At 67.5% G+C, this 25,110-nt stretch carries 29 protein-coding genes and 1 tRNA gene; 25 read left to right on the top strand and 5 right to left on the bottom strand.

Features of this window, described 5'->3' with window-relative positions:
- The first annotated feature begins 1 nt into the window (after position 1).
- From OG921_RS20680 to OG921_RS20645, 8 genes are all read left to right on the top strand, one after another.
- Complete coding sequence (locus OG921_RS20680) at positions 2-1,024, top strand: MlaD family protein (RefSeq protein ID WP_266114404.1); 1,023 nt, start codon at positions 2-4, stop codon at positions 1,022-1,024.
- Positions 1,024-2,091 carry an MCE family protein gene (locus OG921_RS20675; protein ID WP_266114403.1) on the top strand — a complete coding sequence of 356 codons (1,068 nt, stop codon included), beginning with the start codon at positions 1,024-1,026 and terminating at the stop codon, positions 2,089-2,091. The genes OG921_RS20680 and OG921_RS20675 overlap by 1 nt, the downstream gene beginning before the upstream one ends.
- 26 nt (positions 2,092-2,117) lie before the next feature.
- Positions 2,118-3,203, top strand: a complete 1,086-nt coding sequence (locus OG921_RS20670; protein WP_266114539.1) for an MCE family protein — start codon at positions 2,118-2,120, stop codon at positions 3,201-3,203.
- The gene (locus OG921_RS20665) at positions 3,200-4,306 is read left to right on the top strand and encodes an MCE family protein (RefSeq protein ID WP_266114402.1); all 1,107 of its coding nucleotides are present in this window, start codon (positions 3,200-3,202) and stop codon (positions 4,304-4,306) included. The genes OG921_RS20670 and OG921_RS20665 overlap by 4 nt, the downstream gene beginning before the upstream one ends.
- Positions 4,303-5,481, top strand: coding sequence for an MCE family protein (locus OG921_RS20660; protein WP_266114401.1), 1,179 nt, complete (start codon positions 4,303-4,305; stop codon positions 5,479-5,481). Before OG921_RS20665 ends, OG921_RS20660 begins: the two co-directional genes overlap by 4 nt.
- Positions 5,482-5,533: 52 nt before the next feature.
- Positions 5,534-6,100: a hypothetical protein gene (locus OG921_RS20655; RefSeq protein WP_266114400.1), complete on the top strand. Its 567-nt coding sequence runs from the start codon at positions 5,534-5,536 to the stop codon at positions 6,098-6,100.
- Between the two features lie 13 nt (positions 6,101-6,113).
- Positions 6,114-6,338, top strand: coding sequence for a hypothetical protein (locus OG921_RS20650; RefSeq protein ID WP_266114399.1), 225 nt, complete (start codon positions 6,114-6,116; stop codon positions 6,336-6,338).
- 81 nt (positions 6,339-6,419) lie between these two features.
- A complete protein-coding gene (locus OG921_RS20645) occupies positions 6,420-6,617 on the top strand; it encodes a hypothetical protein (protein ID WP_266114398.1) in 198 nt (65 codons plus the stop codon).
- Positions 6,618-6,634: 17 nt separating this feature from the next.
- Here the strand turns inward: OG921_RS20645 and rpsR are convergent, their stop codons facing one another.
- Positions 6,635-6,895 carry a 30S ribosomal protein S18 gene (gene rpsR / locus OG921_RS20640; RefSeq protein WP_266114397.1) on the bottom strand — a complete coding sequence of 87 codons (261 nt, stop codon included), beginning with the start codon at positions 6,893-6,895 and terminating at the stop codon, positions 6,635-6,637.
- A gap of 219 nt (positions 6,896-7,114) precedes the next feature.
- Between rpsR and OG921_RS20635 the strand changes: the two genes are divergently transcribed.
- From OG921_RS20635 to OG921_RS20600, 8 genes are all read left to right on the top strand, one after another.
- A complete protein-coding gene (locus OG921_RS20635; protein WP_266114396.1) occupies positions 7,115-8,614 on the top strand; it encodes a DUF2079 domain-containing protein in 1,500 nt (499 codons plus the stop codon).
- A 107-nt stretch (positions 8,615-8,721) separates the two neighbouring features.
- A complete protein-coding gene (locus OG921_RS20630) occupies positions 8,722-9,408 on the top strand; it encodes a response regulator transcription factor (RefSeq protein WP_266114395.1) in 687 nt (228 codons plus the stop codon).
- Between the two features lie 47 nt (positions 9,409-9,455).
- Positions 9,456-10,856: a HAMP domain-containing sensor histidine kinase gene (locus tag OG921_RS20625; RefSeq protein WP_266114394.1), complete on the top strand. Its 1,401-nt coding sequence runs from the start codon at positions 9,456-9,458 to the stop codon at positions 10,854-10,856.
- Between the two features lie 141 nt (positions 10,857-10,997).
- Positions 10,998-12,350, top strand: coding sequence for a S1C family serine protease (locus OG921_RS20620; protein ID WP_266114393.1), 1,353 nt, complete (start codon positions 10,998-11,000; stop codon positions 12,348-12,350).
- A gap of 86 nt (positions 12,351-12,436) precedes the next feature.
- Positions 12,437-12,934 carry a molybdenum cofactor biosynthesis protein B gene (locus OG921_RS20615; protein WP_266114538.1) on the top strand — a complete coding sequence of 166 codons (498 nt, stop codon included), beginning with the start codon at positions 12,437-12,439 and terminating at the stop codon, positions 12,932-12,934.
- A gap of 178 nt (positions 12,935-13,112) precedes the next feature.
- Positions 13,113-13,244, top strand: coding sequence for a hypothetical protein (locus OG921_RS20610; RefSeq protein WP_323182833.1), 132 nt, complete (start codon positions 13,113-13,115; stop codon positions 13,242-13,244).
- A gap of 352 nt (positions 13,245-13,596) precedes the next feature.
- Complete coding sequence (locus OG921_RS20605; protein WP_266114392.1) at positions 13,597-14,313, top strand: MspA family porin; 717 nt, start codon at positions 13,597-13,599, stop codon at positions 14,311-14,313.
- A 51-nt stretch (positions 14,314-14,364) separates the two neighbouring features.
- Positions 14,365-15,048: an MspA family porin gene (locus OG921_RS20600; protein WP_266114391.1), complete on the top strand. Its 684-nt coding sequence runs from the start codon at positions 14,365-14,367 to the stop codon at positions 15,046-15,048.
- A gap of 80 nt (positions 15,049-15,128) precedes the next feature.
- Here OG921_RS20600 and mscL read toward each other — a convergent pair whose 3' ends face one another.
- The 4 genes from mscL to OG921_RS20580 all read right to left on the bottom strand — a co-directional run bounded on the left by mscL (position 15,129) and on the right by OG921_RS20580 (position 17,502).
- Positions 15,129-15,551 carry a large conductance mechanosensitive channel protein MscL gene (mscL, locus tag OG921_RS20595; protein WP_266114390.1) on the bottom strand — a complete coding sequence of 141 codons (423 nt, stop codon included), beginning with the start codon at positions 15,549-15,551 and terminating at the stop codon, positions 15,129-15,131.
- A 119-nt stretch (positions 15,552-15,670) separates the two neighbouring features.
- Positions 15,671-16,381 (bottom strand): RcpC/CpaB family pilus assembly protein, encoded by a 711-nt coding sequence (locus tag OG921_RS20590; RefSeq protein ID WP_266114389.1) that lies wholly within the window; start codon positions 16,379-16,381, stop codon positions 15,671-15,673.
- 109 nt (positions 16,382-16,490) lie between these two features.
- Complete coding sequence (locus tag OG921_RS20585; RefSeq protein ID WP_266114388.1) at positions 16,491-16,811, bottom strand: FmdB family zinc ribbon protein; 321 nt, start codon at positions 16,809-16,811, stop codon at positions 16,491-16,493.
- A 73-nt stretch (positions 16,812-16,884) separates the two neighbouring features.
- Positions 16,885-17,502 (bottom strand): 5-formyltetrahydrofolate cyclo-ligase, encoded by a 618-nt coding sequence (locus OG921_RS20580; RefSeq protein WP_266114536.1) that lies wholly within the window; start codon positions 17,500-17,502, stop codon positions 16,885-16,887.
- A 96-nt stretch (positions 17,503-17,598) separates the two neighbouring features.
- Here OG921_RS20580 and OG921_RS20575 point away from each other — a divergent pair, with 96 nt between their 5' ends.
- The 9 genes from OG921_RS20575 to OG921_RS20535 all read left to right on the top strand — a co-directional run bounded on the left by OG921_RS20575 (position 17,599) and on the right by OG921_RS20535 (position 25,101).
- A complete protein-coding gene (locus tag OG921_RS20575; RefSeq protein ID WP_266114387.1) occupies positions 17,599-18,540 on the top strand; it encodes a UTP--glucose-1-phosphate uridylyltransferase in 942 nt (313 codons plus the stop codon).
- Positions 18,541-18,668: 128 nt separating this feature from the next.
- Positions 18,669-19,928, top strand: coding sequence for a gephyrin-like molybdotransferase Glp (gene glp, locus OG921_RS20570; RefSeq protein ID WP_266114386.1), 1,260 nt, complete (start codon positions 18,669-18,671; stop codon positions 19,926-19,928).
- 36 nt (positions 19,929-19,964) lie between these two features.
- Positions 19,965-20,600 carry a GNAT family N-acetyltransferase gene (locus OG921_RS20565; RefSeq protein WP_266114385.1) on the top strand — a complete coding sequence of 212 codons (636 nt, stop codon included), beginning with the start codon at positions 19,965-19,967 and terminating at the stop codon, positions 20,598-20,600.
- 135 nt (positions 20,601-20,735) lie between these two features.
- Positions 20,736-21,647, top strand: a complete 912-nt coding sequence (gene glpR / locus OG921_RS20560) for a gephyrin-like molybdotransferase receptor GlpR (RefSeq protein ID WP_266114384.1) — start codon at positions 20,736-20,738, stop codon at positions 21,645-21,647.
- Between the two features lie 93 nt (positions 21,648-21,740).
- A tRNA-Ala gene (locus tag OG921_RS20555) sits at positions 21,741-21,813 on the top strand.
- A gap of 323 nt (positions 21,814-22,136) precedes the next feature.
- Positions 22,137-22,511 (top strand): hypothetical protein, encoded by a 375-nt coding sequence (locus OG921_RS20550; RefSeq protein WP_266114383.1) that lies wholly within the window; start codon positions 22,137-22,139, stop codon positions 22,509-22,511.
- Positions 22,512-22,613: 102 nt separating this feature from the next.
- Positions 22,614-23,066 (top strand): hypothetical protein, encoded by a 453-nt coding sequence (locus OG921_RS20545; protein WP_266114382.1) that lies wholly within the window; start codon positions 22,614-22,616, stop codon positions 23,064-23,066.
- A 7-nt stretch (positions 23,067-23,073) separates the two neighbouring features.
- The gene (locus OG921_RS20540) at positions 23,074-23,652 is read left to right on the top strand and encodes a mismatch-specific DNA-glycosylase (RefSeq protein ID WP_266114381.1); all 579 of its coding nucleotides are present in this window, start codon (positions 23,074-23,076) and stop codon (positions 23,650-23,652) included.
- 27 nt (positions 23,653-23,679) lie between these two features.
- On the top strand, positions 23,680-25,101 hold the full coding sequence (locus OG921_RS20535) for a bifunctional diguanylate cyclase/phosphodiesterase (protein WP_266114380.1): 1,422 nt from the start codon (positions 23,680-23,682) through the stop codon (positions 25,099-25,101).
- The last annotated feature ends 9 nt before the right edge of the window (positions 25,102-25,110 follow it).

Genomic DNA, 25,110 nt, shown 5'->3' with positions numbered 1-25,110 from the left:
CGTGCGAACACGTAAGGCGCTCATCGGTTTCAGTCTGTTCGCGGTCATCGCACTCGGGCTTACCTATGTCATGTGGTCGACGCTGCTGCGCTCGATCGACGGTGAAACACACGAGTACACCGCGACATTCAACGATGTGCTCGGGCTGCGCAGCGGCGACGACGTCCGGATGGCGGGCGTGCGGGTCGGCCGGATCGAATCGATCGCCCTCGACGACGCGAACCATCCGCGGGTCACGTTCAAGGTGCAGGCCGACCAGCCGTTGTACGCGAATACCAAAGCGCTGGTGCGCTACCAGAACCTGATCGGGCAGCGGTACGTCGCATTGGCAGCGGGGCCGGGGGATGCTGGGCCACTGTCTGCCGGCAGCGAGATCCCGATCGAGCGGACCGAGGGGTCGTTCGATATCTCTACGCTGCTGGCGGGCTTCCAGCCACTGTTCGCGGTGCTGCAGCCCGATCAGGTCAACTCGTTGTCGGAGACGCTGGTGCAGGCGCTGCAGGGCAACGGCGTCTCGATGAGCACCCTGATCACCGAGGCAGCCGGTCTCGCAGCAACGTTCGACGCGCGCGACGCCATCCTCGGCAACGTGATCGACAATATGAGCGTCGTGCTCGCCGGCCTGGCGAACCGGAGTACCGAGTTGCAGACGTTGATTGCCCAAACTCGGTCGCTCGTCGAGGGTCTCTATAGCCAGGGGGAGCTGCTCAAGACTTCGGTCGACACGGTGGCGGGTTCCACCGAGGCACTCGTCGGTCTCTTCGGGCAGGTGAAGCCGGGCATCGCGCGGGCGCAGAACACCGCGACCACGGGAATCGGGCTGTTGCTCGCCAACGGGGCGTCGCTCGATCAGGCCGCCGTCGAATTGCCGGGGGTACTCGATGGCGTGGCGCGGTTCAGCAGCTTCGGCGCCTACGGCAACGCCTACCTGTGCAGCCTCGACGTGTCGCTGTGGGGAATCATCCTGCCGCCCGGCTACTTCTCGCAGGTAGGCGGCAATCAGCACTCGGAGGTGTGCCGGTGATGTTCGAAAAGGGCGGCTCCAGATGGACCCGCCTGGCAGCCCGGATCCGCAGGCGCATCTCCTCGATTCCGCGACCGGACTTTGCCGAGCACCGGCACTTCTGGCTGGGTATCGCGGTCGGCCTCGGGGTGGTTGTGCTGCTGCTCGGGGCGGGCACGTTGTCCTATGTCCGGGTCGGTGACAAGTCGATCGACGTGGAGTTCGCGCAGGGCGCCGGACTTCGTCAGGGCGACACGGTCGACGTCGGTGGCGTCGAGGTCGGGCGGGTGCAGTCCGCGCGTATCGAGGGCGACCACGTGGTGGCAACCTTGCGCGTCCGCGGCAATATCAAGCTGGGTGCCGACGCGCGTGCGGCGATCGAGATGTCGACGATCCTCGGCCGAATCCACGTCGATCTCGCACCAGGCGATGGGAAAGGCCTGCCGGGCAACCGGATTCCGGTGGGCAATACCGATGTGCCCTACAACCTCGCGAAGGTGGTCAACGATCCCAGTTACAATTCGCAGTTCGAGCATCTGGAGCGGATCGACCCGCAGAAGCTGCGCGACGCGCTGAACGTGCTCAACGAGCAGATGGGCGGGTCCGCTGATCTCACCGTGGAGGCGATCAACAGCATCGGCTCGCTGGCCGGGGTGATCACGCAACGCACCGACCAGATCGACGGGTTGCTGAAGAACCTCGACGCGGTCTCGGAGCTGGTGTCGGACAACCGGAACAGCGTGCTTGTCCTGCTGTCGCGCGGTGAAGCGGTGGGGCAGGCGATTCGGTTGCGCCAGAACCTGATCCGCCAACTCCTCGACAACGTCGCGGCGCTGTCGAAGATGCTGCAGGACCTCGGCAGCGAGAACAACGGACAGTTCGGGTCGTTGATCGACAATCTCGACACGATGTCACAGGGCCTGGAGAAGAACCGGGCGAACCTCGACCATCTCTACGAGATCATGCCGGTCGCGTTGCGGCAGTTCAACAACGCCCTCGGCAACGGACCGTACGGCGACGTGTACGCGCCGTGGCTGTTTCCGGACAACTGGCTATGTTTCGCGCAAGTGCTGCAGGGGTGCAAATGAAATCGCCGCAGAGATCATCGATCCGAATGTGGGCCAAGCTGTTCGCCGCCTGTGCCGCAGTCCTTGTCACCTCCTCGTGCTCGATGCTGCCCGACAGCGTGTCGTCGCTGCCGAGTGCGTATCTCGCCGAGCGGATCCGGTTCACGGCCGATTTCGAGAACGTGGCAGGCGTGTACGAGGGCAACGACGTGTCGGTGCTCGGCCTGCCGGTCGGCCGGATCGAGAAGATCGAAGCCAAAGGCAGTTATGTCGAAGTGGCCATGTCGATCGACAAGAACGTCAAGGTCCCGGCGAGCGCTGTCGCGGCGAGCGTGTCGCCCCAACTGATCACCAACCGGCACGTCGAACTCACCCCGGCCTACACGGACGGGCCGACGCTGGCCGACGGCGATCACATCCCGCTCGAACGCACCCGCACCCCCGTCGAACTCGACCGGATCCTGGCCAACTTCGACGAACTCGGTGCGGCGCTCGGCGGCGACAACCAGAACGGCCCGATGGCGAGCCGGGTGGCGTTCCCGCTGCTCGACGGGAACGGCGACAAGCTGAAGCACACACTCGACGATCTGTCCGCCGCGTTCAAGGTCACCCTGGCCAACAAGGACCAGATCTCGAACACACTGGTCAAGCTCAACGACATCACCTCGATCGTGGCCGACAACGACGCAACCGTTCGCGAATTCAGCGGAACCATCACCGATCTCGTCGCCCTGATGGGAGAGCAGGGCCCGGGTCTGCAGGCCGTGCTGCGTCAGCTCGACGACTTCGTGGCGAACACGAGCGCGGTGATCGAGGAACACCGCGACCAGTTCGGCGGCGCCGTCACGCGTTTGACCGGCGTGACCGACCAGATGCGGCAGAACGCGCGCAGCCTCACCGAGCTTGTCGATGTCGCTCCGCTGTTCTTCCAGAACCTCGACAACTCGGTGAGCCGCGAGGAACGCGCGGTGCGGTTGCATGCACTCGCGGACAAGTCGGTGCTCGACGGCGAGATGCTCTCGACACTGTGTGAGCGGCTCGCAATGCGGTCCGACGGTTGCCGGACCGGCAAGCCGCAGGACTTCGGACCCGATTTCGGGCTGACCGCCGCACTGCTGGGAATGACCGAATGAACACGCGCGCAAGATCATTCCTCGCCAGCGTGCTCGGCGTGACGCTGGTCGGCGGTGCTGCGCTCGGCACCGCCGGGTGCGGTGTCACCGCGGCCGACCTGCCGCTGCCCAAGCCGGGCGTGGGCAGTTCCACTTACACGGTGAATGCGGTCTTCGCCGACGCGCTGAACCTGCCCAACCAGGCGCACGTCAAGGTCGGCGGCTCGGATGTCGGGGTGGTCACCAAGATCGGCACCGCGAATTTCGTTGCGAACGTGGCGATGAAGATCCGCTCCGATGTTGTGCTGCCGGAAGGGTCGACTGCTGAACTGCGACAGGGGACCCCGCTCGGCGACGTCTATGTCGCGATCGCATTGCCGGCCAAGCAGGAGGGTGGCGGGCGGTTGGCCGACGGTGCGACGATCGGCCTCGAGCGCACCTCGGCCGGGGCGTCGGTGGAGGACCTGCTCACCTCGGTGGCCATGCTGCTCAACGGCGGAGCGATCAGTCAGGTCGCGCGAATCACCAGCGAAATGGACTCGATGCTCGCCGGGCGCGGGCCGCAGTTGTCGCATCTGCTGACCGAACTGACCGGGGTGATCGGCAGCGTCAACCAGCGCACCACGCAGATCGACGCGACCCTGGGCGGCCTGGATTCATTGCTGGCCAGCCTCGCCGCGCGCCGCACCGAGCTCGGTCAGGCCGCCGACACGTTCCCGGCGCTCGTCGGCGTGATCTCCGAAAACAACCGGTCCATTTCGGATCTCATCGGCAAGGTCGGGGTGACGATGGCGGCCGTCGGTGACTTCACCAACACCACCGGCACCGAGTTCCAAAGCCTGTTCGACAGCGTGCAGAAGCTGATGACCGGTTTCACCGATATGGGCGACGACCTGGCCGGCACTCTGAACGGCTTGCACACCGCGTACCCGGGAGTGAAGGCGTCGTTCGAGGGCACCTCGCTGGCGGTCGCGGCGACGGTGTCGTTCCTGTCCGTCGGGGCGCTCACCGATCCGAACGGCAGTCGCGTCCCGCAGGGCTCGGATGTGCCCGCATTCATCGGGAGCATCGCCCAAGTGCTGGAGAAGGTCATCTACCGACTGCAGAGTGAGCCGCCACGATGAACCCGCCGTTGCTGAAATTCCTGGTGCGGCACAAGATTGCCGTCGCCAACCTGAGCCTGATTCTCATCCTGGCGGTGGGGGTGGCATACCTGCTCACCTACGTGGTGCGGGTAAACCCCATGCAGCGCACGTACACCGTCACGGTGAACATGACCACCTCCGGCGGTCTGCTGCCCGGCAACGACGTGTCCTTCCGCGGTGAGCGGGTGGGCAAGGTGGACAGCGTCGAAATCTCCGACCAGGGCATTGTGGCCGTGGCCCGCATCAACGCCGAGAAGCGGATCCCGCTGGGCGGCACCGTTGCGGTGCGGCGACTTTCGGCCGCGGGCGAGCAGTTCATCGACTTCCGCCCCGAGTCCGACACCGGTCCCTACCTCACCGACGGGGCGCAGGTCGATGCGTCGCAGGTGTCGGTCCCGGTGGCCATCTCCTCGGTGCTGTCGAACATGAGCGGCTTCATCGGTGGGCTCAATCCCGACCGACTCGACGTGGTGATCACCGAACTCGACAAGGCGCTCGCGGGCGGTCCCGACCAGTTGCGCAGCGTGATCTCGGGGCTGAGCATGGCGATGGCCGGCTTGAATAGCCGTCTGCCCCAGACCGAAAACCTGATCTCGAATCTCGAAACCATCGCTGATACCACATCCCAGGTGCAGCCGGACCTCGGTCGGCTCGTCGGCGGGGCAGGCGTGCTGTTCGAGCAGCTCACCGCCGCGGATCAGGAGGTCCGCGACTTCCTCGACCGCGGACCCGGCCAACTCTCGACGCTCAACGCCGTCCTGACCGAGACCGCCGACCCGCTCACGAATCTGGTGCAGAACTTCGTCGTCATCACCCGTGCGGCCAAGCTGCGCACGCCGGCGATGTCCACGCTGTTCCCGGCGCTGCGCGCGGGCTCGGACGCCCTGGCCGTGCCGGCCTACGACGGCGAGTTCCACACGCTGGTCGACATCTGGCCGCGGCCGACCTGCGAGTACGACACCATCCCGGTCGGCCCGACAACGGTAGGCGACGGTCGGGTGCGGCTCTACAACTACTGCGTCACCGACAATCCGGCGCTGCAGGTGCGCGGCTCGGCGAATGCGCCGCGTCCGGACGTGCCCGACGACACCTCCGGTCCGCCACCGGGCGTCACCGGCGACGAACTGTCCAAGCCGCCGCCGCCGGGAAATTAGCTCTACACGAAAAAGCTTGTCGCCGAACACTATCGAGAAGGGCATCGCAACCATGACAACCACCGACGAGGCCGGGACTGCACCGGGGTCGGAGCGCGACGATGCGACGCGGCGTCCGGGAGTCAAGCGCTGGGCTCCGCTGCTCGTCGCGGGACTGCTGGTTGCCGCCACCTCCGGCGCCGCGGCCTACTACTACCGAGAAGCCGCGCAGCGACAGGACCTGCTCGACGCCGAAGCCGCGGCCAGGGACGCCGCCTGCGCCTACGCGCCGACGCTGGCGAACTACGACTTCGACCATCTCGATGCGTATTTCGCCGCCGTACTCGACGGAGCGACCGGCGCCTGGAAGACGGAGTTCGACAAGACCAGCAAAGACCTCCGCGACGTCCTGTCCCAAGGGCAGGTCGTGTCGAAGGCGGCGACGACCCAGTGCGCGTTGCGGACCGGGGACACCGACCGCGCCGAGGCGATCGTGGTGATCGGGCAGTCCATCACCAGCGCCGGCACCGAGGGCAAGGAAGAACCCGGCCAGCTGTCGATGGTGCTCTCACTGGAGAACCACGACAGCCGCTGGCTGGTGAGCAAGGTCGATTCGCCGCTGTTGTCGGCCAAACAATAGGAGCGCCAACGTCATGTTGAAAATGCTCGACCGGATCTTCAGCTACGACATGAAGGTGTCCGAGTTCATCGGCACCGCAATTCTTTTGCTCATTCCATACGGCTTGATCGGCGTCGTGTGGACGCTCACGCATACCGAGCATCTGAGTCAAATGCACGGAATCGACGTCGTCGTATCATTTCTCGGCTCGATCGTCTGCTGGCCCGTGTTGACCTTCTCCAATGTCTGCATGACGTAACGGAATGGGGGAATCCGTGTTCGAAATGTTCTGCCCCACTGCTCGGACGGTCGGGTGCCGGTGGGCCGGAGGTACAAGCCGATGATGCTGCTCGTTCGACTCATCGACGTATTCGTCATTTTCATCAAGGTGCTCGGCGGACGCGGCTACGGCAACCCGGTCGCGCGCGTCCTCGCCTGGCTGGTGGTGCTATCGGTGCTGTTCTTCGCCGTCGGACTGGTCGTGTTCGCGATCGCGCACCTGATCGACTTCGTCGAATATCTCAACGGCGACGCGTAGCGCGCCTCGACGCGTAGTCAGCGATTGGTGCTGGTGAACGGGAGCAGCGCCATCTCGCGGGCGTTCTTCACCGCGACCGCGACCTGCCGTTGCTGCTGCGGGGTGAGCCCGGTGACGCGCCGGCTACGGATCTTGCCGCGATCGGAGATGAACGTGCGCAGCAGATTGACGTCCTTGTAGTCGACCGTCTCGATACCCGCCGTGATGAGAGGATTCTTCTTCGGTCGACGGCCCTGTTCGACGCGGGGCTTGCGTGACGGCGTCCTCTTGGTTGCCATGGCCAGTCCTCACCACCGCATTGCGCGGTGTTCGCGGCTTGTCGGTTTCGCCCGATCGTACCGGACCAACGCAGGGCGTACCTGCTGCTCGGATCGACAGCGGCGGGGTGGCCGGATATTCGCGATCAGCAGTGGCGCGCGGTGGTAATTGGGGTATTTCGGGGTGATATGCACGAATTTCAGGTTTGGCACAGCTTCATCCGGTAAACAAAGTTGGCCGTGAGCACAACGATCAATCGGCCCGGTGCCGACGACGTCGCAGTCCTCCCCGGCGCGCCGCGGACCGGCCGAGCGCGGGCATCCGCTGCCCGCCTGCTGAGCCGACTGCCTCGCGCGGACATCGTGATACCGCTCGTGGCGATGGCGATCCTCGCCCCGCTGTACGCCGCGCTGTCGCTGCGCAACCATGCCGAGCTACGCACGACCGGTTTCGACCTGGGCATTTTCGTGGAGGAGGCGAAGGCCTACGCCGAGCTCCGTGCTCCGGTCGTACCGCTGCTCGGGCCCGGCTACAACGCGCTCGGGGATCATTTCTCGCCTGCGATGGCGCTGTTCGGACCGCTGTTCCGGGTATTTCCTTCGGCGCAGACGCTGCTCGTCGCGCAGGCGGTGCTGTTCGCGCTGGCCGTCGTTCCGCTGTCGCGCTGGGCTGTCCGCAGCCTCGGCGTGGGCGCCGGCATCGTCGTCGCAATCGGCTACGGCCTGTCCTGGGGCGTGCAGGCGGCACTGAACTTCGACTTCCACGAGATCGCCCTGGCGGTTCCGCTACTGGCCTTCTCGGTGACCGCGCTGGGCAACCGGCGCTGGACCGCGGCGCTGCTGTACGCGCTGCCGCTGGTGTTCGTGAAAGAAGACTTGGGCCTCACTGTCGCGGTGATCGGCGCGCTGGTGGCGTTCTGGACCCCCGGGACGATGCGCCGCTGGGGCCTGGCGACGATCGTGTGGGGGCTGGGCTGGACCGCGCTGGCCGTCAAGGTGATCGTGCCCGCGCTCAGCGCCGACGGGCAGTACGGGCAGGCCTCCAAGCTGCCATCCGGGGGCATCGCCAGCGCGGTCGACGCGGTCACGAACGGGGTGATCGGCGGTGACCCGAGGGCCGCGACGCTGTTTCTGCTGCTGCTCGTCACCGGGTTCGCCGCGCTGCGCTCGCCGCTCGTGCTGGTCGCCGTACCGACGCTGGCCTGGCGGTTCGTCAGCGACAACACCAGCTTCTGGGGTCCGGTCTTCCACTACAGCGCGGTGCTGATGCCAATCATGTTCGCGGCGCTCATCGACGCGCTGGTGCGAGGCCGCCGCGACGGCTGGTTCACCGACCGCGGCCGCAGGGTGGTGCTGGCCGTGGTCGCCGTGGTCGCCCTCGTGGCGACGCCATCCCTGCCGCTTGCCAAACTCGCGCAGGCCGATACGTGGCGGCCGAATGCACAAGTCACCGCCGTGCACGCGCTGGCAGCGCAGATTCCGCACGGCGCGACGGTCGCGGCGTCGAACAACCTCATTCCGCAACTGGCCGCGGACCACGCGGTGAGTGTCTTTCCGCGGCGAGTCGGCGGGGTGGTCGGCGGCAACGTCGACACCGACTGGATCGTGGTCAACGTCGGCGATCCGCCGGGCTGGCCCCGCGACGCAGACGGCGACCGGGAAGCATTGCGCGACGCGCGGGCGGCCGGCTACGTCGAGGTCGGTAATCGGGACGGGCTGCTCCTGCTTCGTAGGCAGTAGCGCCGCTTCTCAGCCATATCCCGCGGCGAATGCCGCTTCTCAGCCATATCCCGCGGCGAATGCCGCTTCTCAGCCATATCTCAGTCGGTGTGGTCACACTTATCGCCATGCGCATATTGGTTGTCGACGACGATCGCGCCGTGCGGGAATCGCTGCGGCGATCGCTGACCTTCAACGGCTATACCGTCGATACCGCCGTCGACGGCGTCGATGCGTTGGACAAGGCCGTCGCCACCCGCCCCGACGCGATGGTGCTCGACGTGATGATGCCGCGCGTGGACGGCTTGGAAGTGTGTCGGCGGCTGCGCAGCACGGGCGACGACCTGCCGATTCTGGTCCTCACGGCCCGCGACTCGGTATCCGAGCGGGTGGCCGGCCTCGACGCGGGCGCAGATGACTACCTGCCCAAGCCGTTCGCGCTCGAGGAGTTGCTCGCCCGGCTGCGTGCGCTGCTGCGACGCACCACTGGGGATGCCGCCGACGAGTCGGCCGCGATGCAGTTCGCCGATCTGTCACTCGACCCGGCCACCCGCGAGGTCGCCCGTGGCGAGCGGTCGATCAGCCTCACCCGCACCGAGTTCGCCCTGCTCGAGATGCTGATGGCCAACCCGCGTCGGGTACTGACCCGCAGTCGCATCCTGGAAGAGGTGTGGGGCTACGACTTCCCGACCTCGGGCAACGCGCTCGAGGTCTACGTCGGTTACCTGCGCCGCAAGACCGAGGCAGACGGCGAGACCCGGCTGATCCACACCGTGCGCGGTATCGGATACGTGCTGCGCGAGACGCCTCCGTGAGATCGGGGCTGTTTCCCGGCGGGAAGCGTCGCTCCGGGCCGCAGGAGATGCGCCCGCCTTCTGTCCTCACCCGCTCGGTCTCGCTGCGCTCGCGGGTGACCATGCTCGCCGCCTCGGTCGTGGCCATCGCGGTCGCGGTGATGGCGGTCGCGGCGTACGCCGTCGTGGCCCGCGCGCTCTACGCGGATGTGGACAAGCAGCTCGAAACCCGGGCGTCCACGTTGATCGAGAACAACCTGGAAGCCTTCGACTTCCGCTCGATTTCGCTGGCCACGTTCTACTCGCAGGACATCAGCGCCGCGCTGATCTTCCCGGACCTGCGGGTGTACAACCCGCCCGGCTCGGACGCGCCGATCGGCACCGACGAACTCGCCGTCGCCAAAGGTGAACAGACGTCCTCGCTGCGCACCGTCAACGATCAGCGGGTGCTGAGCGAACGCACGAACAGCGGTTCGACACTGGTCATCGCGCAGGACCTGGCGCCGACACGGGCGGTGCTGAATCGGCTGGCGTGGGTGCTGCTGTTCGTCGGCAGTGGGGGTGTGGTGCTCGCCGCGCTCGCCGGAATGGCAGTGGGACGCGCCGGATTACGTCCGGTCGGGCGACTGACCGCGGCCACCGAGCGGGTCGCGCGCACCGACGACCTCACCCCGATCCCGGTCACCGGCAATGACGAACTCGCCCGGCTCACACTGAGTTTCAACACGATGCTGCGTGCGCTCGCCGAATCACGGGACCGGCAAAGCAGATTGGTCGCCGACGCCGGTCACGAGCTGCGCACCCCGCTGACGTCGCTGCGTACCAATATGGAACTGCTCATCGCGTCGAGCCGACCGGGTGCACCGCAGCTTCCGGCGCAGGACATGTCCGACCTGCGCGCGGACGTGATGGCGCAGATCGAGGAACTGTCCACGCTTGTCGGCGATCTGGTCGACCTGGCCCGTGAGGACGTTCCCGAAACCGTCTACGAGCCGGTCGATCTCGGCGACGTGGTGGAGCGCGCGCTGGAGCGGGCTCGGCGGCGCCGAGCCGACGTGGAGTTCGTCGCGCAGCTGTGTCCGTGGTTCGTCTACGGCTATGAGCCGGGCCTGCAGCGCGCGGTGCTGAACGTGCTCGACAATGCCGCCAAGTGGAGTCCGGCGGGGGAGCGGGTCGAGGTGTTGATGCGCCCGACCGGTGCGGGCCTGCTCGAGCTGACGATCGCCGACGCCGGTCCCGGGATCCCGGATAACGAACGCGAATTGGTGTTCGAGCGGTTCTATCGCACCACCGCGTCGCGGTCCATGCCCGGCTCGGGTCTCGGACTCGCGATTGTGCGGCAGGTGGTGGTGAAACAGGGCGGCACGATCGCGGTGGAGACGTCGAGTCGCGGCGGTGCACAGATCAAGATCGTGCTTCCGGGCGACGGGGGCGCGGCGGCGCTGGAGGCGAACCATCCGCGGACGTGATCGATCCGCGCACGGGGATACTGGTGACGGAAGGCACACCGGGCGGGCAAATGTCTCGGTGAATTAGTGGGCCCATCTCAGGCCGTTCTCAGCCCCGCCGGGAAAACTGGGGGCAACCAAGAGAACGGGAAAAGGCAGACGATGACCGACGATCGCAACCACGAGAACCAGCAGCCGTCCTACGGCCAACAGGCCGGTGGATATCCCGGGTATCAGAACTACCGGCAGCCCCAGCAGCCCTACGAAGGCCGGCAACTGCCGCCGCAGCAACCCCCACAAGGCTATGCGCCCGGCTATCAGCCGACCGCGCAGTACCCGTGGGCGCAGCCGGGCGGTGAGCCCACCGGGCAGCTGCCGAACGTCGCCACCCTCGAACCCGCGCCGCGCAAGCCGCGCCGCACCGGACTGGTCGTCGGCGCGGTCGTGCTCGCCCTGGTCAGCGGTGGTATCGGCGGCGCTGTCGGCGCCGTGGTCACCGACCAGGACAGCGGCTCGACGCAGGTGTCCAACGCGCTCGACACCAAGCCGAACACGAGTCCCGCGGTGAATGCGCCCGCCGGGTCCGTACAGGCCGTCGCCGGCAAGGTGCTGCCGAGCGTCGTGATGATCAAGGTCACCAGCCAGCAGGCCCAGGGCGAGGGCTCCGGGGTCATCCTGTCCTCGGACGGGCTGATCCTCACCAACAACCACGTCGCCACCGGCGCCGGTACGGGCGCGAAGCTCGAGGTCGCGTTCTCCGACGGCAGCACCGCGCCGGCGACTGTCGTCGGCGCCGACTCGGTGACCGATATCGCCGTGATCAAGGCCGAGGGCAAGTCGGGCCTGACCCCGATCGAGCTGGGTAGCTCGGAGAACCTCGCGGTGGGTCAGCAAGTCATCGCCGTCGGCTCCCCGCTCGGCCTGGCCGGCACCGTCACCACCGGGATCATCTCGTCGCTGAATCGGCCGGTGTCCACCAGCGGCGAGGCGTCGAATCAGGCGACCGTCATCGACGCGATCCAGACCGATGCCGCGATCAACCCGGGCAACTCGGGCGGCGCGCTCGTCGACGGCGACGGCAAACTCATCGGCATCAACACCGCCATCGCGTCCCTCGGTGGCGGCACTGGCGGCGCCGAGTCGACGGCCGGTTCCATCGGCCTCGGCTTCGCCATCCCCGTCGATCAGGCGCGTCGGATCGCCGACGAGCTGACCAAGACCGGTAAGGCCACGCACGCGCTCATCGGTGTGCAGGTCCCGACGCAGGACCAGTACAACGGTGCCGAGGTCATGGCGGTCACCGAGGGCGGACCGGCGGCGCAGGCCGGGATCCCGAAGGGTGCGGTCATCACCAAGGTCGACGACCGGGTGATCGATGCCGGTGACGCGCTCATCGCGTCGGTGCGTTCGTACGTGCCGGGCGACAAGGTGCAGATCACCTACACCGACCCGAACGGCGGCAACGCGAAGACCGTCAGCGTCACGCTCGGCTCGGCGCCGGACGGCGGCCGCTGATGCAGACCGGGGGCGGGCGGCGCGAGTTGGGCGGCATAGCCGGACAGCTCGAACTGGTCGGGGCGCTTGGCACTACGGTAAGCACCATGGAGATCGATACCCCGGTTGCCGGCCGTGCGCTCGTCGTCATCGTCGATGACCGCACCGCGCACGGAGACACCGTCGATTCGACCGGCCCGCTGGTCACCGAGCTGCTCAACGAGGCCGGTTTCATCGTGGATGCGACGGTTCTGGTCTCGGCCGACGAGGTCGAGATCCGCAACGCGCTCAACACCGCGGTGATCGGCGGCGTCGACCTGGTGATCTCGGTCGGCGGTACCGGCGTGTCCCCGCGCGACGTCACCCCGGACGCAACCGCCGATGTGCTCGATCGCGAGCTGCTCGGCATCAGCGAGGCCCTGCGCACGTCCGGCCTGGCGGCCGGATCGCTGGACGCCGGACTGTCTCGCGGGTTGGCCGGCGTCTCCGGCAGCACCCTGGTGGTCAACATCGCCGGGTCGCGCGCCGCGGTGCGCGACGGCATGGCGACGCTGACACCGTTGGCCGCCCATGTCATCGATCAGTTGTCCGGCATGCTGGACTGAACAGGCGAACCCTCCGGCTGTACTGAACCGAAAACCCCTGGTGGACCGAATAATCGACAACAAACCTACGAGCGGCCTCGGTCGTGACGAACGTGAGCAGCCCGCGACCGAGACACCGCGGCGCGTGCAGCGTTCGCCCGCCGAGGCCGCTCGTCTTGCTCGTGTGTTCGGAGATGTCTTGCCCGACACGACGAATGACGCACGGGATCCCGATGCCGGCGGCGAGAACTCCGCTCCCGAGCATTCCGGTTCGACGAGCAATTCCCGCGACGAATGGCTGCGTTCGCAGATTCCCCCGCACCACGGCTGAACCGCACGTCACGGGGGCTTTCCAACGAAATCGAGTACCCCGTTACCGCCCGCGCGATAGTGTGATATGGATCACATGAACAGCGCTTTGGTGCCGCGTTGCCGGGTCGTTACCGGGCCGTTAGTGTTCCCTCCGAGTCGTACTCAACACAGGTCCGCGAGCGAATCGTGCGCATTGAACTCTCGGCGGGTGCATCCCAACTCGTTGAGAATTCGATGGTTATCGGCGAGTTAACACGGTACGTAACTTGCCGGAAACCTACCGGCGTAAAACTTCGCTGGGCCCTACGGGTCCACTCCTCCGTTTCGATGGTCGGTACGGAGCGAAAGTAAGACACCTGATGAGGGGAATTATGAGCGAGAACCGCAACCCCGGCCTTCGCCGAGGCGCCAAGATTGCCGGCGTCGGCGCGGCTGCCGCCGTCGCGATCGGGCTGTTGTCCACCGGCGCGGCGAGCGCCGATGTGTTCGTGCCACTGCCGGACGGCCAGAAGGCCGGACCGGGCTACACGCTTGGTCATGTCGCGTCCTCGGCGATCGTTTCGCCGTCGCTTGCCGCAAACGGTGCCGGCCGGGTCGTGTGGGTTTCGGGTAAGGCCTGGGCCGATGTCACCGTCACCCCCGAGGGCGAGGTCGGACCCAACAACGGCAGCCCGACCGACGATGCCGAGAACAGCGGCACCAACAACTCCTCCACGCACGGTGCCTCGCAGTTGAATACGGGGTACATCGTTGGCTGCCAGCTGGACGTCAGCGGACTCGGCGGCGACCTCGGGGCCAGTCTCAACGCCCCACTGGGTTTGGGTTCAGACGGACCGTCGCTCGGCGCTGACGGTGGTATTACGGGGTCGATCACCGTGCCGATCTCCGCGGGTCAGGTCAAGTGGGTGGAAGTCGGAACCAAGGACATTACCAAGGCCGGCCGGTACGCCTACGACTACCAGGACGTGCAAATGGAGATCCAGGGCTGCGGTGGCTACGCGCAGGCGCGGTCGTACACGAACGTCGAGATCATCGGCAACAACTACGTCAAGGGCACGCTGTATGGCCAGCCCTTCAGTATCGGCTGATCCCGACCCGACCACCCACTTTCGCGTAGCGAACTCACACCAAGGAACAACATGAACAGCATGCTCAAAAACGGTGTGCGGCTGGCCGGTCTGGGAGCCGTCTCGACCGTCGCGCTCGGTTTCTTCTCGGCCGGCGCCGCCAATGCCGACACCTTCGTCCCACTGCCCGATGGCCAGATCGTCAGGACCCTCGATGACGGCACCGTCGTGACCGTCAGTCGTAGCGCCGAGTCGGCCCTGATCAGCCCGTCGATGGGGGCCACCCCGCTGCACCGCAACGTGTGGACCTCGGGCCTCGCGAGCGTCCACGTCAGCACCGACGCTGGCGGCAGCATCGAGCCGGGCTACATCGTCGCCTGCCAGCTCACCTTCGGCGGCGAAGGCGGCGGCGGTGCCGATCTCAGCGGCAACGGAGCGGTCGATGGGACGGGGGCCGTTACCGGGGGAGTTACGAGTACGCCCGGCGTCTCCGGCGGCATCACTATTGGCCCCGGCCAGGCGGTCAAGTTCCCGATCCTCGACCTCGAGGCCCCGGACGACTTCGGCAGCGAGGACCACAGCGCCGACAACTCGTTCGAGGGAACCGACGGTACGGTCAACTGGTCGGACGCCTCGTTCGGCGTCAGCGGCTGCGCCGGTTACGCGCAGGCCCGCTCCTACATCACTGTCAAGGTGTCGACCGACAACGTGAGCTCGAAGGTCACGCTGTGGGGCCAGCCGTTCAGCATCGGCTGATCGGCCGCACAACCGAATAGCAAACGGAACCGAGGGGCGGATGGATTGCCATCCGCCCCTCGGTTGTGTTCGCCGACCGACTACCTAGTCGGGCCGCTGCCCGGATTCTTTTCGCCGCCAGGCGCTTTCGACCCGTTGGCGAGAAGGTCGCGGATCTGGATGAGCACATCGGTGTCGGTCAGCTCTTCCTCGCCGGCCGCGACGAATCGCTTCTTTGCGGTGGTCATCGGCAGCACGATGACGAAATAGAGCACCGCCGCGATGATCGCGAAGTTGATCGCTGCGGTGATGATTGCGCCGATATTGACGAACGTCTCTGGGCTGTCGGTGATCTGGAAGCCGAAACCCAGATCGCTGGAACCACCGAACGCCGCGATGATCGGGTTGATGAAGTTGTTGCTGAACGCGGTGACTATCGCGGTGAACGCGGTGCCCATGACGACGGCGACCGCGAGATCGACGACGTTGCCGCGCATGATGAAGGCTTTGAAACCTTTCAGCATTCCTGTGGTCTCCGATCCGGTGAGAGGTCACTTTCGACGGTCTGCCCGATGCTAAACCGGACTTCGGCGCCTCGTGCGGCCTCGCAATTTTCGACCGGGTCCACTCGTGTCCGCGACCGCTAGTGAAAGACGACGGTGAGCGCGCTCGACAGCGAAGCAGCCGCGACAGCGGTGGCCTGCGCGGCGGGCAGCGCGACCATGACCATGCGTTCGGTATCGCGGACATCCGCGGCGTCGGACACCAGCACTACGGCGGCATCGATGGCCAAGGTGCGCGCCACCGGTGCGGACTCGCTCTCGTCGCCGTCCGGCAAGGGGTTCGGCTCGGTGGCGGCTACGACGTCCACGCGGTCACCCGAGCGCAGCAGTCCGGCCACGCCCCGATCGGCGAGCCGGATCGGGACGATCCGGGCGTCGGAGGAGCCGGCCGCGAGTTCGGCGAGGCGAGCGCCGAGCACCCGGACATCGGTGATCGGTTCGCCCGCGCGGGCGGCACCGGCGAGCGTCCGGCCGACCGCGAGATCGGGTGTGCGCAACGCCCCGCTGGGCACGGTGCCCGCGTCGTGACCGATCGAGCGGAGGTCGTCCGGCGCGAGGGTCCGCCCGGACGGGAGGTCGCGCGCCGCGACGATGATCGCGACCCGCTCCGAGCGAGGGTCACCGCGGACCGCGACGGCGACCGCAAGCAGGGCGAGCGCGGCGGCCAGAATGCGGCGAGCGCGGACGGTATTTGTCCAACGAGGGCGGATCAGGCCCGGTAGACGATCGAAAACCGTCGTTCCCAGTCGAGTCCGGGAGGGGCGAGAGCGGGCGGATCGCGGAGCGGCCATTCGGCCACGTTAGGTCGCCCGGAACGGTCCGAAGGGGGTGCCAAGCAAGCTGTGGACAACTCGGGTGCTGTCCACAATTACGCGCAGCGACTTGCGCTCGGGCGCGGGATCAGCTCGCGACGGCGGCGGGCTTGGGGGAGCTGGTTGACGACTCGGTCTTGGTCGACGAGGTGGACTCACTCTTGCTGGAGCTGCCCGAACCGGAGCTGCTGTCCGAGGAGCTGGACGATGCGGACTCGCTGGCGGTGGAGCCCGAGCGGCTGTCGGTGCGGTAGAAGCCGCTGCCCTTGAAGACGATGCCGACGGAGTTGAAGAGCTTGCGAAGCTTGCCCGAGCACTCGTTGCACTGGGTCAGCGAGTCGTCGGTGAAGGACTGCACGATGTCGAACCGGTTGTCGCACTCGGTACAGGCGTACGAATAGGTTGGCACTGGATCCTCCACGGGTATACACGCAAGTGTTGGCACTCTACCGTCCACAGTGCCAACGGTGCCAGTTGGGCGGTTATTCCTGGGCAATCCCGCCGGCGACCCGGCTCTCTTGTGCGTCCAGCCGGACCAGCCCGGCGCCCGGCGTCAGCGCCCAGCCGACCCGGTGATCGTGCGCCTCGTTGGGCAGCTGCGCCACCAGCTCGTGGTCGTACACCACCGCCACGATCCTGGCCTCGGGCGCGGCCAAGCCGAGCGTGCGGTCGTAGAACCCGGCGCCGCGACCGAGTCGCACACCACGGCGGTCCACCGCGAGCGCGGGCACCAGCAGCCAAGCCGCCGAGGCAACCTCTTCCGGAGGCAGCACGGTGCCGTCCGGCTCGCGTAACCCGAAAGGTGCGCTGACAAGTTGCTCGACGCCGGTGAACTCCGCCCACCGCATCGGGCCGGGCTCGCGGGCCACGGGTAACAACACGCGTGCGCCCGCCGACAGCAATGCAGTCACCAAATCGGTCGAACCGGGCTCGCGCCGGGTCGGTACATACGCGCACACCGTCGCACCCGCGACCGGCAACGCCGCGGCGTGCCGGGCCAGCGCCTCGTCCGCCTCGGCCGTGCTGGTGGCGGTCAGCTCGGCGCGTGCGGTGAGAACGTGTTTGCGCCACGCGGGTTTGTCCACTGGCTCGGCGGGCATTCTCACCGGGCCAACCCTAGGCTCTCCAGACGTCCTCCCAGGGTGTTGGCGGCGTACTGCCGGGTTCAGGTGCTTTGCGACAGATAAGGTGTGGCCATGACAGCTGCCGAGAAGACCCACGACGCCTGCTTCACGACGGCTGTGGTGCCCGCTGCGGGCCTCGGTACGCGGTTTCTGCCGGCCACGAAGACGGTGCCGAAGGAGCTCCTGCCGGTCGTCGACACGCCCGGCATCGAACTTGTTGCCGGTGAGGCCGCGGACTCCGGCGCCCGCCGATTGGTGATCGTGACCTCGCCCGGCAAGAACAGCGTCGTCGCCCACTTCGTCGAGGATCTCGTGCTCGAACACAAGCTCGAGGAGCGCGGCAAGTTCCAGCTGCTCGAGAAGGTGCGCCGCGCGCCCGGGTTGCTCGACGTCAACGCGGTGGTACAGGACGAACCACTCGGACTCGGGCACGCCGTCGCCCAGGTGGAGCACATACTCGACCCCGACGAAGACGCGATTGCCGTGTTGTTGCCGGACGATCTCGTGCTGCCCCGCGGCGTGCTCGACGTGATGTGCCGGGTGCGGCGCAAGCGCGGCGGCAGCGTGCTGTGTGCCATCGACGTGCCCAAGGATCAGGTGAGCGCGTACGGCGTCTTCGACGTGGAAACCGTGCCCGATGCGGTGAATCCGAACGTGCTCAAGGTCAACGGCATGGTGGAGAAGCCGGCGATGGAGGACGCGCCGTCGACGTTCGCGGCGGCCGGGCGCTACATCCTCGACCGCAGCATCTTCGACGCGCTGCGCCGCATCGAGCCCGGCGCGGGCGGCGAACTGCAGCTCACCGATGCGATCTCGCTGCTGATCGCGGAGGGTCATCCGGTGCATGTTGTGGTGCATCGCGGCGCCCGCCACGATCTCGGAAATCCGGGCGGCTACCTTCGTGCCTCGGTCGACATCGCTTTGGACAGCGACGAATACGGCCCGGCACTGCGAGAATGGCTCGAACATCGGCTCAGCCCCGACTGGGCGCCGCAGCTGACCCACTACGAGTAACACACCACCCCGGGCCGACCCGTCGCCCGGTATGAATGGAAGATCCGTTGCGTTGGGCGGGGTGAATGTACCGTTCACCCCCTCTAACGCACCACATCTTCCATTCACGGTGGGCCAGGAAGGGAGTCATGCGCTCGGTCGAGGAGCAGCAGGCGTTGGTTACCGCGGCGGCTGTCGCGCCGCGACCGGTGCGCGTCGCGATTTCCGAAGCACAGGGATTGCTGTGCGCCGAGGAGGTTGTCACCGAGCGGCCGTTACCCGGTTTCGACCAGGCCGCCATCGACGGCTACGCGGTCCGCAGCGTCGACGTGGCACTGGCGGGCACCGATATCCGCGGCGAGGAGGGTGAACCCGCCGAGCTGACCCTGCCCGTGGTGGGCGAGGTGGTGGCGGGGTCGCGGCAACCCATCCGGCTGCAGCCGCGCCAGACCGTCCGGGTGGACACCGGTGCGCCGATGCCGACGCTCGCGGACGCGGTGCTCCCGCTCGACCGCACGGACGGCGGCCGGGCGCGGATCAAGATCTACAAGGCGGTCCGCTCCGGCGATTTTGTCCGCCGGGTCGGCGACGACGTGCAGCCCGGTGATGTGGCGGTCCGGTCCGGGACGATCATCGGGGCCGCGCAGGTGGGTCTGCTCGCCGCCGTGGGACGCGACAAGGTGCTGGTGCACCCGCGCCCGCGGCTGTCGGTCATCTCGGTCGGCAGCGAGCTCGTCGACATCGACCGCACGCCCGGTGGCGGGCAGGTCTACGACGTGAACTCCTATGCGCTCGCCGCGGCCGGTCGCGACGCCGGCGCGGACGTGAACCGGGTCGGCATCATCGCCGCCGATGCCGGCCGGTTGCGCGAGGTCGTCGAGGGGCAGCTGATCCGGTCGGAAGTGGTCGTGATCGCCGGCGCCGTCGGCGGTGGCGTGTCCGAACTGGTCCGCGACGCCCTCGCCGATCTCGGCGACCTCGACATCGGCCGGATCGCCATGCATCCCGGCTCGGTGCAGGGCTTCGGCCGCCTCGGCCGCGACGAGGTGCCGACCTTCCTGCTGCCCGGCAACCCGGTCGGCGCGCTGGTGGTGTTCGAGGTGATGGTCCGCCCGCTCATCCGGATCGCGCTCGGCCGACGGCAGCCGATGCGTCGCATCGTGCGGGCCCGCACGGTCGCGCCGATCACGTCCATCGAGGGGCGCAAGGGTTATCTGCGGGCGCAGCTGATGCGCGACGAGGTCACCGGCGAATTCCTGGTGCAGGCACTGGGCGGGGCGCCCGGCGCGACCTCCCATTTGCTCGCCACGCTCGCCGAGGCGAACTGTCTGGCGATCGTGGAGCCCGACATCACCGAGGTGCGTACGGGCGACGAGGTCGAGGTCGCCTTTCTCGCGCAACGTGGATGAGGTAGTAGTCGAGCGGTGGGAACCACTCCGATGCGCATGACCGGTCATCCCGGCTGGCCTGCCGAGCTCGGGCCGCTCCGGGTCGCCGCCGGGACGGTCACGCTGCGGCCGATCCGGCTGCGCGATGCCGGCGCCTGGTCCCGGATCCGGATCCGGGACCAAGATCATCTGCGGCCGTGGGAGCCGACCGGCGCTGGTCCGTGGGATGCGCGTCATCATGCGTCGAGTTGGCCCGGGCTCTGGTCGAGTCTGCGTTCGGAGGCACGCAAGGGCCGGATGATCCCGCTCGCCATCGAGCTCGACGGCTCGTTCTGCGGACAGCTGACGGTGGGCAGCATCGTGCGCGGCGCGCTGCGTTCGGCGTGGATCGGGTACTGGGTGGCCAAGGACGTCGGCAACCGCGGAGTCGCCACGGCCGCGCTCGCGCTCGGCCTCGACCACTGCTTCGGGACGGTCGGCCTGCACCGGGTGGAGGCGACCGTGCGGCCGGAAAACCTGGCCAGCCAGGCGGTGCTGCGCAACGTCGGTTTTCGCGAGGAGGGCCTGCTGCAGCGCTATCTCGACGTCGACGGCGCGTGGCGCGATCACCTGCTGGTCGGGATGACCGTGGAGGAGATCGCAGGAACGGTCACCGACCGGCTCATCCGTAGTGGCAAGGCAAGCTGGGCGTAACGAATCGTGTTACTTCTGTGACACGAGTTGTAGGCGTGGTGCGGCGCGCCTGCCCTGTCCGCCCCGGCTTCCGCATTAGCCTTTGCAGGTCAGTAGTGTCTTCGCGCCGCTGCCAGACGGGAGGTATCCGGCCGCATGCCGAACTCGTTCCTGTGGATCGGCCTCGTCGCCATGTGGGTCTTCGTGTTGTTCCCGATGCTGGCCGACCGGCATCCGCGAATCCGGCAGACCACCGACGCGACCCTGTCCATCCGGGTGCTGCATCGCGGCGGATCGAGGCGCAAACCTGCGCGCGGTCCGGCGTCGGGACACGAGAGCGACCCGAACTGGCAACGCGCCACGCGCGATCGGCGTACCCATTCCCGAGGGATCGAGGCGGAGGACCCGATGGATAACCACGCTGCCGAAACTGAGCTCGACCACGACACCGAAGACGCCGGCGTCGCCGACACCGGCGAGACGGAAACCGCACCGCCCGGCGAGATCCGGCACGGTGAGGCTGTCGCGGCCGAGACGCCGACGGAAGTGTCTGCGGCAGAAGATGATCCGAGTCAGAGCGACGCCGGACCGCAGCAGCCGAACCGCAGCGTCCCGGTGCGCCGCGGCCGGGGCGGGTTCGATCCGGAAGCCGACGCCATCGCGCGCGCCGCACGATATCGCTTCCGACAGCGGGCCGTGCTCGCGCTGCTGCTTGCCGCCATCATGTCGGCCGCGGTCGCCCTGATCGCAACGCCGACCGTGTGGTGGGTGTGCGGTGCGTCGGTCGCGATGCTCGGCGGGTATTTGAGCTACCTGCGCCGGCAGGTCCGGATGGAGGAGGAAATCCGCCGCCGCCGGATGGCGCGGCTGGCGCGGGCCCGCCTCGGGGTCGAATCGACGACCGACGCGGAACTCGCCCTGGTGCCTGCACGATTGCGTCGTCCCGGTGCGGTGGTGGTCGAGGTCGACGACGAGGATCCCGCGTTCGAGCATCTGGCCCACCCGACGGTTGCGGCGCATTCGGACCTCGCGGCCGAGGCCGAAATGCGGGCTGCCTCCGGTCAGTAATCGTTCGCATTCGGCCTGGTCAGGATGCGATTCGGAAGTCCGGGCAGTCGCCTGCTAGAGTTTGCGAGCGCGGTCGGCGAAAGCGGACCGCAAGGGGCTGTGGCGCAGTTGGTAGCGCGCTTCGTTCGCATCGAAGAGGTCAGGGGTTCGATTCCCCTCAGCTCCACCCCATCACGGCGGTTCCGGTCCGGCAGGACGGAGCCGCCGATCTGTTTTCTGGACTGCGCTCCGCGCGGTGGCCGGGATGCGCCGCGCGCCGCTCGGCACTAATCTCAACTGAGGATTTGCGAGTCATCAAGGTTCCTGCCTTGTTTGCGGACAGCGTCGTCTATTTTCGACCTCTGCGCGAGCCAATTTGGTTGATGTGTGAAACACAACGGTCGGTTTGTGCGACACGAAAGTAGTCGGGCGGTCTGATCGTGCGAGGGCTTCCGCCCGCCGAATCGAATTACCAAACGGGTCTACGAACCTAGAGGGACGGAGTCTCCTATGGAATACGCGCACGACCACACTGGGTCGACAATCGCGATCACCACGCGATTGTCCGGCCCCCGATTGGCAGAGATTTCCGAATACGTCGCCGAGACGAGCGGTCCGAACGGCTCCTCGGTGTGTTTCGAGGGCTTCGAGGGCAGCTTTCCGAAGTTCTCGGTCCGCGGTACCGGTAACCCCGAGACCGACCTACGATTCCACGTCGCGATCGCCAATCTCGGTCGCGGCTCCACCGGGCACATCGAGATCGACAGCAGTCCCGCGGTGCCCGCGAGCGTGGCGGATTGTTACGCCGCGTATTTCCGGTTCATGGAGCGCCTCGGCGACATCGTCCGCCTGGAGGATCCCGCCGCACAGGTCTTGGTCGACTGACCAACAAAGCGATACCTCTGCCATAGCGCGCGTGCGTATTTCGGCGTCGGGCATGATGCCGACCGGGGGTTCGCGGTGAATCCCCGTGAGGGGAAACCGCGAATGAGTACGGGCAGTGCGATCGCCGTTGCGGTCACCTTCGTCTGGCTGGGCATGGTCATGGCGATCTCCTTTCTCGAAGCGCCACTGAAGTTCCGGGCACCGGGCATCACGATCCCACTCGGGCTCGGCATCGGACGCTTGGTATTTCGCGCCCTCAACACCGTCGAAGTGCTAATGGCGGTGGTGGTCGGGTTCGCAATGCTGACCGATCCGCCCAACGCGACAGCGACGGTCGCCCTCCTGGTGGCGATCCTCGTGCTCGTCGCTCAGGTGGTCGGCGTCCGGCCGCAACTCACCCGGCGATCCGACGCCGTGCTCGCCCGTCGCTCCGACGGCGTAGCCACCGGATTCGACGAACCCCGCTCGCATGCCCATTACGTCTATGTCGGCCTCGAACTGGTCAAGGTGATTGCACTGCTCGTCGGCGGTATCGCGATGCTGGCCTCGGTGTAGGAATTCCGTGGGATTCACACGCGCGCAACTCGAGGCATTTCACGGCGCAGAAATCGACGATCTGATCGGCTCGCACTGCGCGCTGCTTTTTGTCGGCATCAATCCGGGCCTGTGGACGGCCGCCGTCGGCGCGCATTTTGCGCGGCCGGGAAATCGGTTCTATCCGGCGCTGTTTCGCGCCGGAATCATCGAGCGACCGATCGATCCGTCCGCGGGCATGTCGGCCGCCGACTCGAAGCTGCTGACCGGTCGCGGAATCGGCATCACCAACCTCGTCGCGCGGGCCACCGCTCGCGCCGACGAACTCGACGCCGACGAACTGCGCGCCGGGGCGGCGACGCTGACTCGCACCGTCGAACGAGTCCGCCCGGCAGTGGTCGCCTTCGCCGGAATCACCGCCTACCGCACGGCTTTCGGTGAGCGGGGCGCTCGGCCGGGCGCGCAGCAGCGCACCCTCGCCGGCGTGCCGGTGTGGGTGGTGCCGAACCCGAGCGGGCTCAATGCGCACGAGACTGTCGACTCGCTCGCCGTCGCCTACCGCGCGGCGGCCGTGGCGGCGGGCATAGCGGTAATCGATCGAACCTGATATCGCACCCGCGCCTAGATTGAGAGCGTGGTGCAAACACCAGACGGCTCGCAGGCCGGTCCGGCCGACTCGGCGGCGGCAGCGGACCTGCTCGCCCAGCTGCGGGCCAGCGAAGCGGCGGTACGGGCACTGCAGCACTCCGCAACCCACGACGATCTCACCGGACTGTGGAACCGCCGCGCGCTGCGCGCCCACCTGGACGAGCGGCTCGGCGCCGGTGCGCCCGGCCCGGTGGCGGTGCTCTTCCTCGACATCGACCGGCTCAAGGCGGTCAACGACACCATGGGCCACTCGGCCGGTGACGCGCTGATCTGCCGGCTCGCCGACAGCCTGGTCGACAATGTCGAGGACGCGGACATGGTGGCGCGCATCGGCGGCGACGAGTTCGTCATCGTGCCGCACCGCGCGCTCGCCGCCGACGCGGCCACCGCGGAGGCAGACCGGATTCGCCGCGCGGTCACCGAGGACCTGCACTGGGGAGCCGATTCGATCGGCCGCGGCGTCAGCGTCGGGGTCGCTGTCGAGACACCCGGCGAAGTGACTCCTGCGACCGCCCTCGAGAACGCCGACCGCGCCGTGCTCGCGGCGAAATCCTTCGGTGGCGACCGGGTGACCGTCTTCTGCGACCGGATGCGCGCGGACGCGCGGCTCGCCGCCGACGTCGAGCGCGACCTGCCACGCGCCCTGAACGATGGCTCGTTGCAGCTGCACTACCAGCCCGAGGTGGATCTGCGGACCGGTCGGGTGCACGCGCTGGAAGCGCTGCTGCGCTGGCACCACCCCACTCGCGGCGCGCTGTCGCCGGAGACCTTCGCGCCGCTCGCCGAGGCGACCAGCCAGGGCGCCCGGCTCGGGCGCTGGGTGTTCGCCCGGGCCTGCGCCGACTTCGCCCGATGGCGGGCCGCCGGCCTGGCGCGCGATGTGCTCCTGCGGGTGAACGTCTCACCCGCGCAGCTGGTCTGTGCGGGGTTCCGGGACAACGTCGCTGCGACCCTGTCCGAGTCCGACGTGCCGGGCCCGGCGCTGTGCGTGGAGCTGACCGAGCACGAGATGGTGCGCGACCTGCCGAGCACCCAGGCCACCTTGGTCGCTGTCAAAGAGCTAGGTGTGCAGGTGGCCATCGACGACTTCGGCGTCGGGTTCAGCTCCTTCGCCCAGCTCAAAAGCCTTCCCGTGGACGGCATCAAGATCGACCGCAGCTTCGTGCGCCGGCTCGGCGTCGACCCGTCCGACCATGCCATCGTGCGGGCGGCGACCGGGCTCGCCAACGGTCTCGGGCTGCACCTCACCGCGGAAGGGGTGGAGACGACGATCGCGGCGCGGGCGCTGGTCGACATCGGCTGCTACCACGCGCAGGGATTCCTGCCGGCGCGCCCGATGCCGAGCGCCGATGTGCCCGCGGTACTGCGGCCCGGCGCCCTCGACCCGCAACGCTGGCTGCGCCGGTAAGCCCGCCGG

The sequence above is a fragment of the Aldersonia sp. NBC_00410 genome (genome assembly GCF_026342035.1).
Lineage (GTDB): Bacteria > Actinomycetota > Actinomycetes > Mycobacteriales > Mycobacteriaceae > Aldersonia.
This window is presented reverse-complemented; position numbering and strand designations above follow the sequence as displayed.

Excerpts from the sequence above, each read along its gene's own strand:
- OG921_RS20575 (WP_266114387.1), top strand. The coding sequence starts at position 17,599 with ATGACAGCTGCCGAGAAGACCCACGACGCCTGCTTCACGACGGCTGTG.
- OG921_RS20665 (WP_266114402.1), top strand. The coding sequence starts at position 3,200 with ATGAACACGCGCGCAAGATCATTCCTCGCCAGCGTGCTCGGCGTGACG.
- OG921_RS20550 (WP_266114383.1), top strand. The coding sequence starts at position 22,137 with ATGGAATACGCGCACGACCACACTGGGTCGACAATCGCGATCACCACG.
- OG921_RS20565 (WP_266114385.1), top strand. The coding sequence starts at position 19,965 with ATGACCGGTCATCCCGGCTGGCCTGCCGAGCTCGGGCCGCTCCGGGTC.
- OG921_RS20655 (WP_266114400.1), top strand. The coding sequence starts at position 5,534 with ATGACAACCACCGACGAGGCCGGGACTGCACCGGGGTCGGAGCGCGAC.
- OG921_RS20545 (WP_266114382.1), top strand. The coding sequence starts at position 22,614 with ATGAGTACGGGCAGTGCGATCGCCGTTGCGGTCACCTTCGTCTGGCTG.
- OG921_RS20620 (WP_266114393.1), top strand. The coding sequence starts at position 10,998 with ATGACCGACGATCGCAACCACGAGAACCAGCAGCCGTCCTACGGCCAA.
- glp (WP_266114386.1), top strand. The coding sequence starts at position 18,669 with ATGCGCTCGGTCGAGGAGCAGCAGGCGTTGGTTACCGCGGCGGCTGTC.
- OG921_RS20605 (WP_266114392.1), top strand. The coding sequence starts at position 13,597 with ATGAGCGAGAACCGCAACCCCGGCCTTCGCCGAGGCGCCAAGATTGCC.
- OG921_RS20580 (WP_266114536.1), bottom strand. The coding sequence starts at position 17,502 with ATGCCCGCCGAGCCAGTGGACAAACCCGCGTGGCGCAAACACGTTCTC.
- OG921_RS20625 (WP_266114394.1), top strand. The coding sequence starts at position 9,456 with ATGCGCCCGCCTTCTGTCCTCACCCGCTCGGTCTCGCTGCGCTCGCGG.
- OG921_RS20630 (WP_266114395.1), top strand. The coding sequence starts at position 8,722 with ATGCGCATATTGGTTGTCGACGACGATCGCGCCGTGCGGGAATCGCTG.
- rpsR (WP_266114397.1), bottom strand. The coding sequence starts at position 6,895 with ATGGCAACCAAGAGGACGCCGTCACGCAAGCCCCGCGTCGAACAGGGC.
- OG921_RS20600 (WP_266114391.1), top strand. The coding sequence starts at position 14,365 with ATGAACAGCATGCTCAAAAACGGTGTGCGGCTGGCCGGTCTGGGAGCC.
- OG921_RS20590 (WP_266114389.1), bottom strand. The coding sequence starts at position 16,381 with ATGGCCGCTCCGCGATCCGCCCGCTCTCGCCCCTCCCGGACTCGACTG.
- OG921_RS20670 (WP_266114539.1), top strand. The coding sequence starts at position 2,118 with ATGTGGGCCAAGCTGTTCGCCGCCTGTGCCGCAGTCCTTGTCACCTCC.
- mscL (WP_266114390.1), bottom strand. The coding sequence starts at position 15,551 with ATGCTGAAAGGTTTCAAAGCCTTCATCATGCGCGGCAACGTCGTCGAT.
- OG921_RS20645 (WP_266114398.1), top strand. The coding sequence starts at position 6,420 with ATGATGCTGCTCGTTCGACTCATCGACGTATTCGTCATTTTCATCAAG.
- OG921_RS20660 (WP_266114401.1), top strand. The coding sequence starts at position 4,303 with ATGAACCCGCCGTTGCTGAAATTCCTGGTGCGGCACAAGATTGCCGTC.
- glpR (WP_266114384.1), top strand. The coding sequence starts at position 20,736 with ATGCCGAACTCGTTCCTGTGGATCGGCCTCGTCGCCATGTGGGTCTTC.
- OG921_RS20675 (WP_266114403.1), top strand. The coding sequence starts at position 1,024 with ATGTTCGAAAAGGGCGGCTCCAGATGGACCCGCCTGGCAGCCCGGATC.
- OG921_RS20650 (WP_266114399.1), top strand. The coding sequence starts at position 6,114 with ATGTTGAAAATGCTCGACCGGATCTTCAGCTACGACATGAAGGTGTCC.
- OG921_RS20615 (WP_266114538.1), top strand. The coding sequence starts at position 12,437 with ATGGAGATCGATACCCCGGTTGCCGGCCGTGCGCTCGTCGTCATCGTC.